This window comes from Methylophilus aquaticus (genome assembly GCF_030769565.1).
Taxonomy (GTDB): Bacteria; Pseudomonadota; Gammaproteobacteria; order Burkholderiales; family Methylophilaceae; genus Methylophilus; species Methylophilus aquaticus.
The window spans coordinates 181,014-197,244 of the sequence record NZ_JAVCAP010000001.1; the positions used below are offsets into that span (position 1 = coordinate 181,014).

Genomic DNA, 16,231 nt, shown 5'->3' on the forward strand with positions numbered 1-16,231 from the left:
TTTAGCCAGATGTTGAATTGAGTTGCCTTTGTGAAAATAGGTGATGCCGCATGTCAATCCCCCCCCCTATTTTTGCGCACAGCAATACCATGCTGTGCAGCAACTCTAAAATTAATGAGTTAATCTATTGCCGCTGGAAGAAGTCACCAGCGCGCAGCAATTTCACTAAAAGACTGGTTTTATTCAAATACAGTACAGCAAGGAAGTGCATGAAGTAAAAAATGTGTTGGGCTAAACCCGTGGCAGGGGTGTCACCGCCAATGCGGCGGCCTCGTTAAAGGCGTTTGACCCCAGTTTAATGCAATCAATACATGTGGTTTAATCCTTCAAACAGAAATGAAAAAAGGCAGTACGGGATGGAGAAAATCAGATTTGTTTGTGCCACGGGCGCTTCTGAAGCGGACTTTGCAAAGTGTGCACTTGGACTATCAATGACAACCATGAAAATTATGCCCATGTTTGAATTGAGATTGTTTGCAGAAAACACATCGGCATTGGGGTTGGTCTACAATCAGGCGCCGGCTATTTTGGTGTTTATACATGACGATGTATTTTTACCAGACTTTTTTATGGTGAGTCAGATTTACGCCGCGTTGCGGAATTTTGATGTGGTGGGTGTTGCCGGCAATAAATCGCGGATTGCTCGTTAACCAGGCTGGTATTCCGGGGAAATTGACGCCAGCGGTAAGAAAATTGCCGATCGTCGTAGTCACTTGAGTGGTGGGATTGCGCATGGCAAGTAATATCCGAATGTACGTTTCGATTTCTTTGGGACTCCCTGCCAGCCTTGCAAATTACTGGATGGGCTGTTTTTGATGGCAAGAAGCCAAATCCTGCACGGCACCGGATTGAGATTTGATCCACAATTTGATTTTCATTTTTATGATTTGGACTTTTGCCGTCAGGCCGATTTAAAAGGATTAAGCGTAGGCACTTGACCGATTTCTCTCATTCACCAAAGCATGGGCAACTTCTCCGCTTAACATTGCAGGAAAACTACCTGCGGTATTTGGATAAATATCAGGTTAGAAGCTGCCGAGCAATGGCTACTGTAACAAGATGTGGGTATTTGTTGCATCAGCTAGCACGCCATTTCAAATCCGCATAAACGAAACAGGCATGCATGAAAAAACCGAGCCCCAACAGCACCTCAATGACTTCCTGATCCTTGTACAACAGTAGTTGTGGATGTAGCAAGCTACGGGCGGGTACCAGCCATTGGATACCATAATCGCTGGCAATGCCTGCACCAATTAACAGATGCAGATAAAATAAAAACACTGGCAAGAAGTACCATAGCAATGTCGGTGACGGCAGTAACCAGTGCAGTTGTCTGAACACCTTTATGCCCACACTACCTACCAGACCGATTAGCAAATAGCCGAATAAAAACCATATTTGCAAGTGCTTGTGATTGTGCAAATTGGTTTCACCTTGCAGATTGACCGTTTTATCAACAGCAGGCTGAATCTCGAAAAAGCGTTGTCCCCAGCTGATTTCTTCCATACTGATAAACAAGCAAGCCAATGCAAACAGACCCCACAGCAACCCGGCCATGTACCGGGTCATCGAGAGCAGATGCAGACTGACTCTTATAGACATATAGGTTGTCAGTAGAAAACAAAGCAGCTGGATGGACTCAAGCACACCATCTTCCTGAATCCATCTGGCATAGTGTGCCGGACTGAGTATCTTGCAGCCAAATGCGACCATCAATAACACGATTGGCAGCCAGTATACCTGTCGTTGCTTTTTTGCCAGTAGTTGCGCAAGCCGGCTGAACATGTGTGTCATCATGAAATGATTCCTGAAAATAATGCTTGTAAGTCACGCGCAAACTGTTTGCCATCGCATAAAGGCGAGCCTTGTATTTGCGCACGTAAGGATTGCCTGTGCCCTGCCAGCGCAGACAGGTCGCCCGCTAGGGCGCAGGCAATGCTGACATACTCGGTTTTGCGAGTGGCTATCCATTCAGTTTTGTTGATTACAGTCAGGAAAGCAGCCCCTTGCCTTGATACCAGAGTTTCACCAGCCAGCGTGACGACAGGCACGCCCATCCATAGTGCTTCACTGGTGGTCAAGCCGCCTGTGAATGGAAAGGGATCCAGTGCAATATCTACCCGGCTATAGGCAGCTAGCAGCTCAGGATGGGGTGAGGTTTTCTCCAGCAGCAGGCGATCGGCGGAGATGCCGTATTTTTCAAAATTGGCCAGCGTTTGTTTACGCAGAAAGGCATCGTTCATTGCCTTGTTTTTTAATAGCAACTTGCTGCCGGGAAAAGCGTTTAATAATGTTGCCCATAGAGCAATAACCTTGTTGTTAAGCTTGAGGTAGTTATTAAAGCAGCCAAATGTGATATAGCCAGTTTGCAGTGCCGGCAAAGCGTTCACCTCAGGCGCATACTCTGGTGGCCGGTAACAAAAGCGGTTATAGGGCATATAGAGCAATTGTTCAGTGAAATAGACAGACTGCCCTGCTGGCGATGAGTGTGGGTCAGTAATCAGGTAATCCATGCTTTCCAGCCCGCTAGTGTTGAAGTAGCCTAGCCAGGATACCTGAATTGATGCCGGTTTGTGTCCAAAAATCAGCAGCAGTTTGCAGGCGGTTTGTCCTGACAAGTCTACCAGCACGTCAACTTCATCCTGGCGGATAGTTGCCACCGCACCTGCAATATTCGTGGTTGAAATAGTGCGCCAATGGTCTGCCTGCGTTTTCAGGCGCTCTGTGACCTCGTCTTGTTTAACCACATGGCTGTAACAAAATATCTCGAACCGGCTTCTGTCGTAGTGTTCCAGAAAAGGCTCGAGATAATAAGTGACGGGGTGCCGGTAGAAGTCGCTGGATACCAGTCCAATACGCACTTTTCTGGCAGCCGCTGGCAAGCTGTTTGAATGCGCGTATTTTGGCAAATGTGCTGTGTGCAATTGTCCCCAGTCACGATGCCAGTCAGAAACCATGCTTGCTGAAATATCCGGGCGGTAGTTCATGGCGAATAAAAAGGCGGAGTGCTCAATCGGGTGTGGTTTGGATTGCAACGCCATCCGGTAATGTACAAGCCCCTGTTCAAGCTCGCCACACTCGATGAGCAAGGTCGCTAAGCCTAACTGGAGTGATGCCAGAGTAGGCGCAATTTTGATAGCGCGTTGATAGGCTTTGATAGCCTCTTCGTAAGCTTGCAGTTTCACCAGAGTTTTTGCCAGTGCCTCGTATACCTGAACGGCATTGGGGGAGATGCGCAAGGCGTTGACATAGAACTGACAGGACTCTTCAAACCGGCCCAGTTTGACGTAGATATTTCCCAATTGAAAATTAGGATTGGGGTTGGTCGGCATCAGTTGTTTTGCCATGTAAAAATGTTTGGCGGCATCTGCATAGTGTTGTTGCAGCAGATAAGCCTCACCCAGTGTCTCGCAGACGCTGCCATTATTCGGTGTAACTTTCAGCTGGTCGTGCAAGAGTTTGCAGGCAGCCTGATACTTTTTCTCCGCCATCAGTGCGGCAGCTTTTTGTTGGGGCGCTTGCGTGTCCATAGATTTGTCCATTATCAATCCTCAAGTCCAGCAAGATTTATTCCACAGAGTGCAATCGAAATTACAAACATCCTTGCAATTAAAGTTTGGCCGAGTGCCGCCGATAGATATTTAAGCCTAGTGCTTGAGACTGAAAAACACTGATATCTAAAAAGGAAGGTGCCATATGGCAATTATTGAACAAGGAATTTTGACTTCTGGTGTCATTGCAACTGCAATTTGGGCGACAAGTGTCATAGGGGATTATATCCAGGCGATTTTTCAATTACCATTCCTGAAATAACTTCAAAAAGATGGTTCATATAAACCATGTTGGTGGTTTATATGAACCATGTCTTTTGCGCACAATAGTTATTGTCATTGTGTAGCATATTTACATCCAGCCAATACATTAGTCATTTCAACCAGTTGCGGCATAACCTGGCGGCTAATCAGTTACGAGACTGTTCTGCATCTGGGTGGTATAAAATTTGCATAGTAACCCTACTTTTATATGAATCTATAAGATGCCAACATGTGCTCAAGGGTGTTTGTTTTAATTCTGTTGTATTTGGTTAGTTGTTTACCACTTTTAGCCTATTCAAAAAACGTCACCACTATTCATGTAGACGCAGGCTTCTCTGTCCCGTTGCAATTGCCTGAAGCCGCCAGCACGATCGCAATTGGAAACCAGGGCATTATTGCAACTAACACGCTGAAACCAGATTTGATCATGATTAACGGTCAGGCTACTGGTGCAACCTCCATGACTGTATTTGGGCGTAGTGGCAAAATCTATGAATATCGTATACAGGTAGTTAACGATATCTTTCAACTACGTTCAATGATTAATGCGATCGAAAAACACGTCGTTGTTGAAGACCTTAATGGCATCATCGTGCTGAAGGGCACAGTACCCACACCGACTGCTTTGGTGAGAGTGTTAACGATTGCTGACCGATATGTCACTGGCAGTGCTGCTCCGCCAGACTTCTCGGTGATCAGTGACAGGGGCGGGGTGTTGTCGGGGAATCTCGAAGAGGTACAAGGTGGCGTTGAAGAAGAGATTAGCGGAGTCTCACCAGATCCTCGGATTTCAATTCCAACTGTCCAAATTGGTAGGGGTGCAGGAGGGGGTGGCGGTGCAGGAGGCGGGCAAAATGCGTTGGCAAGAGCATTTCGACAGCCTTTGATGCCAATCAAAGGTAACCTTGCGCAAAACATCTCGCGCGGCGAGGTGGTCATGGTGGGTGGTGGCAAGGTGATGAGTATGATCCAGGTTGCAAAGCAACCCAAGGTCGAGATACAAATGCAGATTATCGCCGTGGATCGTAACAAGACGGATGAGTTCGGCATAGACTGGCGGCTGGATCGTATGTCTGGAGGTAAGCGAGTGGTTGTCGGCAGTACATTGGGTGACGTTTCTTCGAGTGGCGGAAATAGTCCTGATCAAATCAGGGATACATTTAGCGCTGGAGACGCATCAATTTTTGGGGTGCTGGATACTGGAAAATATTTCCTCTCAACCTTTTTAAAATTTTTGCAACAGAAGGGTGCTGCAAAAACGCTATCCAATCCACTCGTTACTGCAATTAGCGGCGAGTCTGCCAGTTTTCTGGTGGGCGGCAATGTCCCTATTCCGGTACAGACGGCAGTTGCGGGGAGTTTGGGTGGCGGCGCGGCAGTGGCAACCAATGTGCGGTTTATTCAGTTTGGCCTTAAACTAATCGTCAGGCCAACAGTGCTGGAGAGTGGCAAGATTTCTATTGTGCTTGATCAGTCAATTTCTGAACCTGATTATTCCCAAGCTATTAATATTATTGGTACACAAGTGCCTGGGTTTACTCAGCGCTCAATCAGTACAATTACAGAGTCAGCCAGCGGCGAAAGCTGGGCTGTAGCTGGGCTGCTTTCAGAGGAAAATGCAAAAAATCTGGATCAAATCCCTTGGCTGTCCAAAATTCCAGTGATCGGTTTTTTATTCCAGAAGAAAACAGATTCAAAAACGCGTAATGAGTTGATGATCTTGGTAAATGCTAGAGTCATTGATGGTGATAATCAGACATCCACCAGTTTTGATGATAAGGGTGACTTGGCCCCTGTAGATAACCTTCAAGAGGAGCAGGGCGATATCCCGGTAAAAGAAGAATCGTTATCCGAACCCGCAGAAAAACCGGCCTTGCCCACAAAACCCAAGACAAACAATAATGGCAAGAAATCTTTATCACCGGTGACCACAAGAAGACAGGGGTTGATTTCGGGATCACTCCCCGATGAAAGCCAGCCGTTAATCACCGTGAATGAGTTAAGCAAGACTGTAGAGCTTTTGGCTGAGTCTCCGCCTGTGCAACACAATAATGATATGCTGGCTGAGGGTGCCGTAGTGGAGTGGAGAAGCCCCGGCGGGGATAACAAAAGCCAAGTGTTGCTAATCAATACGCCGCCACCAGCCCTTGAGGAGTTGCCGCAGGTGATCATGGCCACACGCGTCACACCTGCCTATCCGATAAAGCCGCAACAAGAAACCCAAGCCGCTGCAATCAAGCAGGCGCCTGCTGACAAAACCGATTTGGAATTGTTGCAAGAACTCATCAAGCAAAATGACAAAAAAGCAGGTGCTTTTACGCAACCGGCGCGCAGCATTTTTTCAAACGGAGGCGGATTGCTCAATAGTCCAATCGTCCGGATGTCGGAGCCCAACCAGTTTTTGATTAAGCCCAAACCCGTGCTTGGTAGAATTTATAAGCCGATTACCAATCCAAGCATGGTAATCAACCCGCTTAGTGTCCTGCTATAAGTTTGAGAGCCACCCTATGACGATATTGAATAGTAAACATTATGCTCATCGCATCAGAATCACTACATGCCTGCTTTTGTTAGGCATTTTGTGTGGATGCTCACGCCAGGTTGCCATTCCGACCACACCTGCTGCGCCCATCCCTGAAAATGTTCAATTTGACAATCCTTATCAGCGGCAGCTGCAATCCTCAGCCCAATGGCACGTGGTGGCCGAAGATCTGGCTGACCAGTTAATAGCCCCCATTAAAAGCAAAAAGCTGGGAGATCGACCATTTTATATCTACTCACAAAACAAGCCTTCGACTTTCAACCGTGCATTTAATGACTTTCTAATTACGACGCTTGTTAACAAAGGGATAAAAGTCAGTAATCAAAAACAGGGAAGTCGTATCATCAACTATAAAATTCAGCCAGTTGAATACAAATCGTGGCGAGAAACTGTAGTCAATGATAACTTCAATGTAACCTCTCTTGCTGCTGGCTTGGTGGTTCTCAGGCATATCGATGATGTGGTAAAAGGGATTGGTAAGGATCTCAGTATATTGGCCACTGGTCTTGCTGCAGATGCTGTAGATTTAAATACAGCACCCAACTTTGAGATTATCATTACTTCCTCTATTCTGGATGGAAGTATTTATTTATCGAGAACCACGGATATTTATTATGCCAATGCCTCTGACAAACATTTGTATGTTCCAGTACCCACGCAAAAAGCATCCGATGTGTTTAACGAACCGTTTTACCAAATGAAATAATGGTATTGCAGTAGAACGCAAAATGATAAAAAAACAGAAACTAATTTTGGGCGGAATATTTGTGATAGTGGTCTTCTTCGGAATCACTTTCAGCAAAAACTGGGGAACCGCTGTGTCTGAAAACTTGCTTGAAAAATACAAGCCGGAAGTTAAAGGGCTCAGAAACAATCGGGAACTGGCACTTTCCAGATGTCCAGTGATGATCAAAAAGCTTGAAAAAGGTTTGCCCGAACTCTCCAAAAGCAAGGATAAAACACAAATGCCGCAGGCACAAAAACTGATTGCAGATTGTGCATTTGCTGCTGGCGACTATCAGAAGTCGCTAGACTATTATAAACACCTGTCCAATTTTGAACCAAACGTCTCGCGTTGGCACGTTTTAATTGCCGAATCATTTCTCGGCATGAAAAAGCCCGGAGATGCTTTACAGCGTGCAACGCTTGCCACCCAGCTGGACCCAAACGATTTTGAGATCAGGTTGCTGCACGCCAGAGTACTCGCCAAGCTGGCACTAAAAAACCGCGCGGTTGAGGCGTATGCACAGGCTATCAGAATAGCGCCTTATGATCAGATTGCTATCACAAAAATGGAGTTGGCTGATTTTGTTGAAAATTCGGTAGATGAGTCAGAGTTTGCAGACAGGAAAGAATATTAATGCGTGTTTTGATTATCAGTGCGCATCAATCTTTTCGCCAGCAAGTGCAGGCCGCCTGTTTGCGCTTTGATAAAACGACTGTAAGTATTCGTACCGCTGAGTCTATGGGGCAGGGAATGGAGTTGGCCTTGCAGTTTGAAGCGCAACTTGTATTTCTGGATCTAACGCGAAATCATGAGGCCGGCGTGTTGTCACTTGAGCAACTTGCACATGTCAAAAATAGACTGGTTGCAGTCAGTGCCGACAAAATGGGTACGGATTTAATGGCAAGAGCCATCAGGACAGGTGCTGGCGAGATATTGCCGCAACCAGTCGTCGATGATGAGGTATTTGCAATTATTGAAAAGGCCATGCATCTGCAAAGTGAGGATGCGGTCATGCAACCTCCCAGATCTGGCAAGTCTATTATGTGCTTTTCCAGTAAGGGTGGCGTTGGAAAAACCTCTTTATCTTGCAATATCGCTGTTGCTTTAAGCGGAATTTTTGGCGACAAAAAGGTGGCTTTGCTTGATGCGAACATCCAGGCGCCAAATATAGCGCCTATGCTTGATTTGCGCCCTGTGAGCTGGTTAAAAGATGCTGTGGCAGAGTACAAGCGGCTGGACAGTCAGTTGCTGGAAGACTTTATGACTGTGCATGCCGCGAGTGGCGTGCATGTATTGGCGCATAACACTAATGATCCGCTCGGTGTGGATTATACCGAGGATCAGTTAACAAAAATTCTGCTGGTTTCAAAAGGCACCTATGATTGGACAATCGTAGATACTTTTCCATTGCTGTCCAGTTTGAACTTGTCGCTGATGGATCTGTGCGATGAGATTATTTTAGTGACTGAGGCGGTTGTGCCTTCATTGCGCAGTGCAAAGCATAATCTGGATATCTTGCAACAGGCCGGTTATGGTGAAAACAGAATCCGTGTAGTGATTAACCGATTTAGCAATTTTGAGGGAAACATCTCTCCTGAGTTGTGTGCCGAAGCATTGGGATGGCCAATAGAGCAAATCATCCCTTACGATGTTCATGCCACCATTGCAACCAACTCCGGTAAACCATATTCACAGATGTATCCTGACCGAAAAATAACGGCATCTGTCAAAGAGCTGGTTGAGAAAATTGTTGGGACACATCTCCCTAAAGATCAAGAAGAAACCGCTCTGGATAAGTACTGGCGGCAATTTAAGAATTGGATGGATATCTAAATGGCTGAGCAAGTATTGACCAATTTCAGAACTGAATTGAGAAACCATGAAACCAATCAATTCAGTCTTCTTTCCGAGCGCCTTGTGGCTTTGGGGCAGACCCAGCTTGAATCCAACCTTCTGGCAGGTAAGGCGCTGCAAGCCACTACCGCATCCTCTTATTCCGAAATCAGACACCGCCTGCACAGAGGTCTGCTGGAGTTGCTTAATCCCCAGGCAGTCAGTGTTGCTTCTCTGGATCAGATTGAGGCAGCAGTCAAAGAGTTTGTTAATACCTCGCTAGAGCAGGAAAACCTGCCATTAAGCCGTGTCGAAAGAGGGCGCCTGGTTGAAGATTTGATGTATGAAGTGATGGGGCTGGGCCCTCTGTCTCCCTTGATGACTGACCGAACGATTTCGGATATTTTAGTGAATGGGGCGCATAGCATTTATGTTGAAAAGCATGGTTTGCTCGAGCTCACCGACGTGCATTTTCATGATGATGATCACTTGATGCTTACCATCGAGCGCATTTTATCGCGGGTTGGCCGGCGGGTGGATGAGTCTTCGCCTATGGCTGATGCAAGGTTGGCAGATGGTAGCCGGGTAAACGTGATTATCCCGCCATTAGCGCTCAAAGGGCCGACCATGTCGATACGCCGCTTTATGCGCAACATTCTTGAGGTGAGTGAACTGGTCGCGGGAGGCTCTATGACGGCTGAGGCCGCCGAGTTTCTCAAGGTTGCTGTGGAAGGGCAGTTGAATGTTGTTGTTTCAGGGGGCACCGGTTCCGGTAAAACCACCATGCTAAATTGTCTCTCACAATACATTGGTGAGGGTGAGCGTATTGTCACAATCGAAGATACCGCCGAGTTGCAACTCAATCAACGGCATGTGGTGCAACTTGAAGCGCGTCCAGCAAATACTGAAGGCCAAGGCTCGGTCACCATTCGTGATTTGGTAAAAAACTCTTTACGTATGCGCCCTGACCGGATCATCGTCGGTGAGGTGCGTGGTGCAGAGGCGCTCGATATGTTACAAGCCATGAACACCGGTCATGATGGTTCGTTGGCAACACTGCACTCCAATAGCCCGAGAGACACTTTGGCACGTCTGGAAACCATGATGTTAATGGCTGAGCTAGACCTGCCGCAACGCGTATTGCGTGAACAAATTGCCTCGGCGGTGCATTTGATTGTCCATGTAAACAGGTATGCAGATGGCACCAGACGCATTGCTAATATTACAGAGATCACCGGCCTGGAAGAGGGCACGGTGTTGATGCAGGATATTTTTGTGACTAAGCGCGAAGGCGATGAAATGGTGATGCGCTCTTGTGGCATTGTGCCTAACGCGGTCAAGCTGCTGCACGAACGTGGGATAGATGTGAGTCATGATCTGTTTTGATGTACAAACAGGCATGCAGATAGGCGGATTGTTCAAGACAAAAAGGACATATTAATGCTGTTTTTACTGCTCATTCTTGTCCTGGTCTTTTTATTAAACTCCCTGATATTGTTTTTATCCTCGCGTATATTAGCGCTGGATAATGTTACATTCGGTAGAAGTATGGCCGCCCAAGTAGCGGTATTCATTAGCATCATTGTGTATGCAGTGTGCATAGTACTGCTAGGTATTGACGAAGAAAATCCACTCCATGCAATCGTGATGCTTCCGCTGGTTTCTTTAATCTATGCCTGGATATTAGGTGTCAGTGTGGTGCAAGGGTTTTTACTCAATGTCATCACGGCGGTGATTGCAGCAGTATTGTACTTTTCGCTGATATATATGGTGGGGGTAGACAATCTTGTTCCGGACAACCTGAGCGCGATGGTGCCTGAGTTAGTTGATCACACTGAAGCAGAGCCAGAGAATGGGCAAGAACTATTGTCTGGCCAATCTGTTATTTCTGACTAATTTTATGTATCGTTTTTTCTTATGTTCTTAATTGGTGTACTGATTGTCATGTTAATCGGAGCCGGCTTTTACGCTTACTCTGTTCAGCGCAAACGTCAGCGATTGATTGAGCGGCTAGAGTTTGGTTTTGAGCAGCAAGAAGAACAGATCACTTCATTATGGGAAGGTGCAACCAACTTATTGCAGTTGGCCGCCATACGGCAGTTATTGCTGAGTAGTGCATTAATCCGGGCGCTGGATATTATGATCAGGCGCGCAGGTTTGAGAATCAGCCTGTTGCAATCAATTGCTGTGCTGATTGGCATCACATTAATCAGTGCTTTATTGATGCATTTCTTGTATCGAAACAATGTGGCTACAGTGAGTGCATTACTGGCCGCACCCTTCTTAACAGTCATGATTTGGCGCTTTTTGGCTGAACGGCAACAAAGAAAAATGGATTTACAGTTGCCCTCGCTGATTAATAGCATGCTCACTACCATGCGCGCAGGCGGCACTCCGATTCAAGCTTTGCAAGCAACCTCCAGAAACGCAGATGACCCCATGCGTAAATCCGTGACACAAGTACTTAATCAATTGCAAATTGGCCAATCACCCATCATGGTCTGGAAAGAGTGGTCGGACTTTTGGGACACCAAGCCATGTCGATTGTTATCAACCGGCATCCGTGTCAAGTGGGAGGCCGGTGGCCAAATGACCTCTGTGCTGGAGCATATTTTAGAGTCGATTGAATTTAGAAAAAAAATACAGGAGCGTATCGATACGCTGACTACCCAAGCCAAGTTTGGCTCGATTCTGCTCTCAGTGATTCCTCCGTTATTGCTCTATATGCAGTATCGTGTTCGTCCAGAGTTGGTGACTGAAATGTTTGACGACCCAACCGGACAAAAAATCTATATTGCTGCGGGCGTACTCACCACCATAGGTTTCTTTTGGCTTAGAAAAATGGCCAAGATCAAGATGGAGTAATCAATGGCACTCTTCATCACCGTTTTTCTTTGTTTATTAACCACGTTGATCTTTCTCAGCGTGAGAGCCAACATGCGCAGAAGCAACGCGCGAGACAGACTGATGTATGCCTTTGTATCAAAGGTAGAGGACGTGCAGGAACTGAACCTTTCGTCTGGTGACTATGGGCTTGAGGGCGGCGCAAGAGTTGTTTACTTTTTGACCAGGTTTTTGAGCACGCCACTCGGCTATATCGGCTTATTTGCCTTTGGTGCGGCATTAGGCGCTCTCTTTAAAACGATATTTACACTCAAGGCATTTTCAATGCCTATGATTGCGTTGCTGACGGGTGCATTACTTGTCGGGTTTATCAATCTGTACATTAACGCGCAGCGAAGGGAGCGCACACGTAAAATTCGTTATGAGCTGCCAAACGCATTGCAAAGTATTGTCGCAGTCATGGAAAGTGGCTTGGCTTTTGAGTCAGCGTTACAACATGTAGTGCGTGAGTCCGGCACCAAACACCCGCTGTATTTCGATTTACAAGTAATGTTAGATGCGATGCAACAAGGGCGCCGCCGTAGTGAAGCCCTCAAACTTTGGGCAACGCGCGCCAATGAACGATCCGTAAACGAAGTCACGGCAGCCATGATACAAGCCGATCAAACAGGTGCAGCACTGGGCGGTGTATTACGCCATCATGCGACCACACAACTCAAAGAAATCGAAGCCGAGCTGCTTAAGAAAGCAGAGCGCATCCCGATTTATATGATTATGCCGATGATGTTATGCATACTGCCCCCCATTTTTCTTGTAGCTGTTGGGCCAAGCGTACTCAGAATTATCCGTATGTTTGAAGCAATTATGTCAAAAGCATAGATTTACAATCCCTATGAGTAATGAAAACTATTATGACTGAACAAGTAATTCACGAATCCACCCAATCGGTGTTGGTTACAGATTTAAAAAGAGCGGATTCTTTTTTTAAAAGATTGATTGGCTTAATGTTCACGCGCGAGTTGGCACAGTCACATGGCTTGTTAATCAGCCCATGTCAGCAAATTCACACCCAGTTTATGCATTATGCGGTAGATGTAATGTTCCTGGATGCAAACAACAAAGTGCTACACATCGAGCGAGCAATGAAGCCTTGGCGCTTTTCAAAGTTTCATAAGCAGGCAAAACATGTACTTGAGGTAAACGCAGGGGCTGCAAGTATGGTGAGCGCAGGCGACACTTTGCATTTTCAATCATAGGCGCTTAGCCCTAAGCCGCATCCTGTTGATTAATCGACGGATTTAAGCGCTGCAATAATAGCGCATGCCGCAAACAAGCAAAGCCCCATTTGCTAGATGCATATTCAGGGAGCGCTAATACTATAAAGGCCTGGATACCGGCCTTTAACAATGCAACAATTACCCCAGAGTTTTCATGCGGACAAGAAAAAAGCAACGCAGGGTGGATTGATGGGTTTTTTGTGGGAATTTGAGGGTCAATAGTCATTCTATTGACCGAAAATTTGCGCACAAATGACGCAATCCGAACCAGTTGAGTTGACGTTTAATGGAAAATCTGGGTTAATCACACCCTATTCATATACCTGAGTATCCTGAAATTCGCGGGTAATCAGTTGTATGGGTGTCGGGTTTGCCGCATTGTCGTTATAGTTTTGATTCGCTAACGGGTCTTTGTTGCCATAGTTCTGGTTAACTTCAGCAGGTGCAAACTTGGCGGAGTCCGGGCGCGTATTACCACGCAAATTACCCACAATCACTGAAACCCTATCCGGATCTGGCTCCGGCTTGGGCAAGCGGGTGGTGATGGTGAGTTCTTTTTCAACCGTGATTCTTTCATTATCGTTTGAAGGTCTGAAAACCACACGTAAAGCCGCACCCGTTGCAATCATCAATGTAGTGACATGTGCATCGCGCGGGTTCATTTGCAACACCACCAACTCTTTATCTTTGCCACGGGTTGGCACACGCAGCACTTCAGCGTTTTCAGCAACTAAAGAAGCAGTCAAGCCCAGCGTTTCATTGACAGTACCCGCCCCTGCTTTCGCCCCGCCCCTGCGTGGCGGCGTGCCCGGTTGCGTACCGCCCTTCATATATTCGTAACGTAATTGATCTTTGGAAGCTTTGCCAGATGCACCGGTTGCCGAGCCATCAGCACTGCTGATCGCCAATAAATCCACATGGTCACCCACGCGTAAAGTACCAATTGCACCCGGCAATTGGTTGGCGTTAACCACCACAACGCGCATACCCGGCTTGGTCACAGCAGAATATCCCCCAGTCACATCAGGTGCAGAAATATTGCTTTCCTTAAAAATCGTCTGCTCGGCAATAGGCTCAGTTGCGTAACGGCCAATAAACAAATTTACCTTAAGCAATGCCTCCGGCGGCACTTTTTGCGGCTCGATAAAATCAAGCCTGAACATATTGCTGGCAATACGCTCGCCAAGCTGAATATTACGGCTTGCGACAGGGACCGCCACGCGCCCGGGCGGAGCGGCAGGCGCGCCACTTTTTGGTTTTTCACCACCCCCACCAAGAATGGCAAATGCCCCACCTACCAATAACAACAGTGCCACCACTATAAAAATAATAATGATGCGTTGTTGCCGTGCACGGTTATTTTGCTGAGCCATAGAGTATTAAATCAATCAATTAACAGTTGAGACATTATAGTCCGAATTAGTTGCAGGCACTGACTTGGTTGGTTTCTACATCGACCTCGTAGCAGCCTCGAAAATCTTTAAATTGTTTGACTGTAGGCAACCCATTTCTGCCTAAAGGGCCGATTTCTGAGTCAACACTTCCAACCAGATTTTTACTGCCGGTTACACCGACTTCTTTAGGGTTATAGAAAAGCGCCAGTGCATTTTGTTCATCACCATCAGGAACATCTAGTTCTTGCAGACCAAAGGTCAAAAAGCCTTCAAATAATTTTCGATATCTTGTATGGATTCTGACTTTTGAATGCCCCGATTGACAGTCGGGATCGTTAAAGTTGCCATTCATGCCATTTGCAGTGCCCTTCGGATTGGGTGCTGATTGGCAGTCAATCTGAAAGGTTGGTCTAAAACCATTGTTGATTTCATCATCTACATCACTAATGCTGTATTTGAAACGCAAGCTAGTATCGCTTGCTCTTGCCCACCTGTAATAGCCAGTAGGGCCTACAGAATCCTCCAACAAATCGGTTGATGGCATATTGGGGCAATCCTCAGTTGATGCACATAATTTACCTGGCGGGATTAAATTGCCAGTGTTAATGTCTTTTTTGTATAGGCTATACATTGCTTGATTTGCTTTTGGCAAACCAGCTCGAAAGCCGTTTGTTATATCTTCAAAGTCGTCTTTAGCATCCTCTGCACTGGTACTTGCAATTTGCTCTTTTGGTTTGGTATATCCATAAATTAATATACTTAACCTTGATAAATTACCTCTGTTTGCATCGTTACCAGTGCAGCTTTGAACATTTATTGGCAAAGGGTTAAACAGATAAACCTTAGAGCCACCGTTAGAATAAAAACGTTTATTACCTAAGTTATCGTAATATTCTCGACCAATGTAACGATCATCAGGAAATCCTTCATCATAACCAGTTTCTGTACACTGGGGCATTGAGAAGCCAGCATCATCGTGCGCACCAATGGCAATTTTAGCTTCATTTAAATTAGGGTTTGTGGCGGTATCCAACGGCATCAGAGAGAGTTTGTAGTGTGCGATAAGTAATAAAGCTTTAAATTTGAGTTGGCCTTCTGCATCTTTATCATCATCAGCAACATTTTGAAGACTACTATCCAGTATAAAAGTCTCACCATTTAGCAACTCTTCTTCAGTGAGTACGCCATCTTGATTTTTATCCACCTTATCGCTTTTAAGCACTTGTGAAGGTGAATTCTCCGTACTTGTTAGGGCATTAGCCAAATAGTATAAAGAACTAAGCAGATCATCAATTATGTATTGATTACCACCTATATAATCATCCTCTTCGGGGTTGTAGATAGCGTCAAGTAGCTCAAGTAAACTATCGTATTCGGTGTTTTCTTTTGTAATACCAGCTTTTATCTGGTCATCTGTTAGTCTGTTGCAACTAGAGTCATTATCATCAGCAACTAATATTTCTCTTGAAATATTTACAGAGCCGACAGTAACTGGCGAACCATCTGCTTTGAGATATACCTCGTTAGTTTCATCATAATCGTTGGTGATTAGGTAAATAACGCTACACCCATAACCAGCCAAGGTTATTAAATATTGCTTTTCAGCATTCAGAATATTTAACCGTTGCTGATTCACGTCTGCATACTCACTAATCCCTGTTTTTGCCGCTTCTGTATTTTTATTGCTGGCCAGTGCAGTAATGCCCAGTTCTGTGCCGCCTACAAACAGCGTGACAAGCAGGATCAATAAAATGGCGTATTCCACCATGGCTTGACCATGCTGGAATCTGGTTTTAAAA

General features: G+C 45.9%; 14 protein-coding genes. 10 read left to right on the forward strand and 4 right to left on the reverse strand.

Features of this window, described 5'->3' with window-relative positions; translation table 11 throughout:
• The first annotated feature begins 311 nt into the window (after positions 1-311).
• A complete protein-coding gene (locus tag Q9291_RS00840; RefSeq protein ID WP_306388087.1) occupies positions 312-650 on the forward strand; it encodes a hypothetical protein in 339 nt (112 codons plus the stop codon).
• Positions 651-1,077: 427 nt separating this feature from the next.
• Here the strand turns inward: Q9291_RS00840 and Q9291_RS00845 are convergent, their stop codons facing one another.
• Together Q9291_RS00845 and Q9291_RS00850 are read right to left on the reverse strand one after the other, a co-directional pair.
• Positions 1,078-1,797, reverse strand: a complete 720-nt coding sequence (locus Q9291_RS00845) for a hypothetical protein (protein WP_306388088.1) — start codon at positions 1,795-1,797, stop codon at positions 1,078-1,080.
• Entirely contained in the window at positions 1,794-3,542 is a 1,749-nt protein-coding gene (locus Q9291_RS00850) for an O-linked N-acetylglucosamine transferase, SPINDLY family protein (RefSeq protein ID WP_306388089.1), read from the reverse strand. The genes Q9291_RS00845 and Q9291_RS00850 overlap by 4 nt, the downstream gene beginning before the upstream one ends.
• Positions 3,543-4,044: 502 nt before the next feature.
• Between Q9291_RS00850 and Q9291_RS00855 the strand changes: the two genes are divergently transcribed.
• From Q9291_RS00855 to Q9291_RS00895, 9 genes are read left to right on the forward strand one after another with little or no spacing between them, the layout of a single operon-like run.
• The gene (locus Q9291_RS00855) at positions 4,045-6,306 is read left to right on the forward strand and encodes a type II and III secretion system protein family protein (RefSeq protein ID WP_306388090.1); all 2,262 of its coding nucleotides are present in this window, start codon (positions 4,045-4,047) and stop codon (positions 6,304-6,306) included.
• A gap of 16 nt (positions 6,307-6,322) precedes the next feature.
• The gene (locus Q9291_RS00860; protein WP_306388091.1) at positions 6,323-7,063 is read left to right on the forward strand and encodes a hypothetical protein; all 741 of its coding nucleotides are present in this window, start codon (positions 6,323-6,325) and stop codon (positions 7,061-7,063) included.
• 22 nt (positions 7,064-7,085) lie between these two features.
• Positions 7,086-7,718, forward strand: a complete 633-nt coding sequence (locus Q9291_RS00865; protein ID WP_306388092.1) for a hypothetical protein — start codon at positions 7,086-7,088, stop codon at positions 7,716-7,718.
• Complete coding sequence (locus tag Q9291_RS00870; RefSeq protein WP_306388093.1) at positions 7,718-8,917, forward strand: CpaE/TadZ family protein; 1,200 nt, start codon at positions 7,718-7,720, stop codon at positions 8,915-8,917. Before Q9291_RS00865 ends, Q9291_RS00870 begins: the two co-directional genes overlap by 1 nt.
• Positions 8,918-10,303, forward strand: coding sequence for a TadA family conjugal transfer-associated ATPase (locus tag Q9291_RS00875; protein WP_306388094.1), 1,386 nt, complete (start codon positions 8,918-8,920; stop codon positions 10,301-10,303). It begins immediately after the preceding gene.
• 54 nt (positions 10,304-10,357) lie between these two features.
• Positions 10,358-10,813, forward strand: a complete 456-nt coding sequence (locus Q9291_RS00880) for a hypothetical protein (RefSeq protein ID WP_306388095.1) — start codon at positions 10,358-10,360, stop codon at positions 10,811-10,813.
• A 48-nt stretch (positions 10,814-10,861) separates the two neighbouring features.
• On the forward strand, positions 10,862-11,782 hold the full coding sequence (locus tag Q9291_RS00885; RefSeq protein WP_306388096.1) for a type II secretion system F family protein: 921 nt from the start codon (positions 10,862-10,864) through the stop codon (positions 11,780-11,782).
• Positions 11,783-11,785: 3 nt separating this feature from the next.
• Positions 11,786-12,640 (forward strand): type II secretion system F family protein, encoded by an 855-nt coding sequence (locus tag Q9291_RS00890; protein WP_306388097.1) that lies wholly within the window; start codon positions 11,786-11,788, stop codon positions 12,638-12,640.
• A 32-nt stretch (positions 12,641-12,672) separates the two neighbouring features.
• A complete protein-coding gene (locus Q9291_RS00895) occupies positions 12,673-13,017 on the forward strand; it encodes a DUF192 domain-containing protein (protein ID WP_306388098.1) in 345 nt (114 codons plus the stop codon).
• A 332-nt stretch (positions 13,018-13,349) separates the two neighbouring features.
• On the opposite strand, the gene cpaB is transcribed toward Q9291_RS00895, so the two are convergent.
• Together cpaB and Q9291_RS00905 are read right to left on the reverse strand one after the other, a co-directional pair.
• Positions 13,350-14,411, reverse strand: a complete 1,062-nt coding sequence (cpaB, locus tag Q9291_RS00900; protein WP_306388099.1) for a Flp pilus assembly protein CpaB — start codon at positions 14,409-14,411, stop codon at positions 13,350-13,352.
• Between the two features lie 46 nt (positions 14,412-14,457).
• A complete protein-coding gene (locus tag Q9291_RS00905; RefSeq protein ID WP_306388100.1) occupies positions 14,458-16,200 on the reverse strand; it encodes a hypothetical protein in 1,743 nt (580 codons plus the stop codon).
• Positions 16,201-16,231 lie beyond the last annotated feature (31 nt).

Bases quoted from the DNA above. Each gene is read 5' to 3' on its own strand.
- Q9291_RS00840 (WP_306388087.1), top strand. From the start codon at position 312: ATGTGGTTTAATCCTTCAAACAGAAATGAAAAAAGGCAGTACGGGATG.
- Q9291_RS00845 (WP_306388088.1), bottom strand. From the start codon at position 1,797: ATGATGACACACATGTTCAGCCGGCTTGCGCAACTACTGGCAAAAAAG.
- Q9291_RS00850 (WP_306388089.1), bottom strand. From the start codon at position 3,542: ATGGACAAATCTATGGACACGCAAGCGCCCCAACAAAAAGCTGCCGCA.
- Q9291_RS00855 (WP_306388090.1), top strand. From the start codon at position 4,045: ATGTGCTCAAGGGTGTTTGTTTTAATTCTGTTGTATTTGGTTAGTTGT.
- Q9291_RS00860 (WP_306388091.1), top strand. From the start codon at position 6,323: ATGACGATATTGAATAGTAAACATTATGCTCATCGCATCAGAATCACT.
- Q9291_RS00865 (WP_306388092.1), top strand. From the start codon at position 7,086: ATGATAAAAAAACAGAAACTAATTTTGGGCGGAATATTTGTGATAGTG.
- Q9291_RS00870 (WP_306388093.1), top strand. From the start codon at position 7,718: ATGCGTGTTTTGATTATCAGTGCGCATCAATCTTTTCGCCAGCAAGTG.
- Q9291_RS00875 (WP_306388094.1), top strand. From the start codon at position 8,918: ATGGCTGAGCAAGTATTGACCAATTTCAGAACTGAATTGAGAAACCAT.
- Q9291_RS00880 (WP_306388095.1), top strand. From the start codon at position 10,358: ATGCTGTTTTTACTGCTCATTCTTGTCCTGGTCTTTTTATTAAACTCC.
- Q9291_RS00885 (WP_306388096.1), top strand. From the start codon at position 10,862: ATGTTAATCGGAGCCGGCTTTTACGCTTACTCTGTTCAGCGCAAACGT.
- Q9291_RS00890 (WP_306388097.1), top strand. From the start codon at position 11,786: ATGGCACTCTTCATCACCGTTTTTCTTTGTTTATTAACCACGTTGATC.
- Q9291_RS00895 (WP_306388098.1), top strand. From the start codon at position 12,673: ATGACTGAACAAGTAATTCACGAATCCACCCAATCGGTGTTGGTTACA.
- cpaB (WP_306388099.1), bottom strand. From the start codon at position 14,411: ATGGCTCAGCAAAATAACCGTGCACGGCAACAACGCATCATTATTATT.
- Q9291_RS00905 (WP_306388100.1), bottom strand. From the start codon at position 16,200: ATGGTGGAATACGCCATTTTATTGATCCTGCTTGTCACGCTGTTTGTA.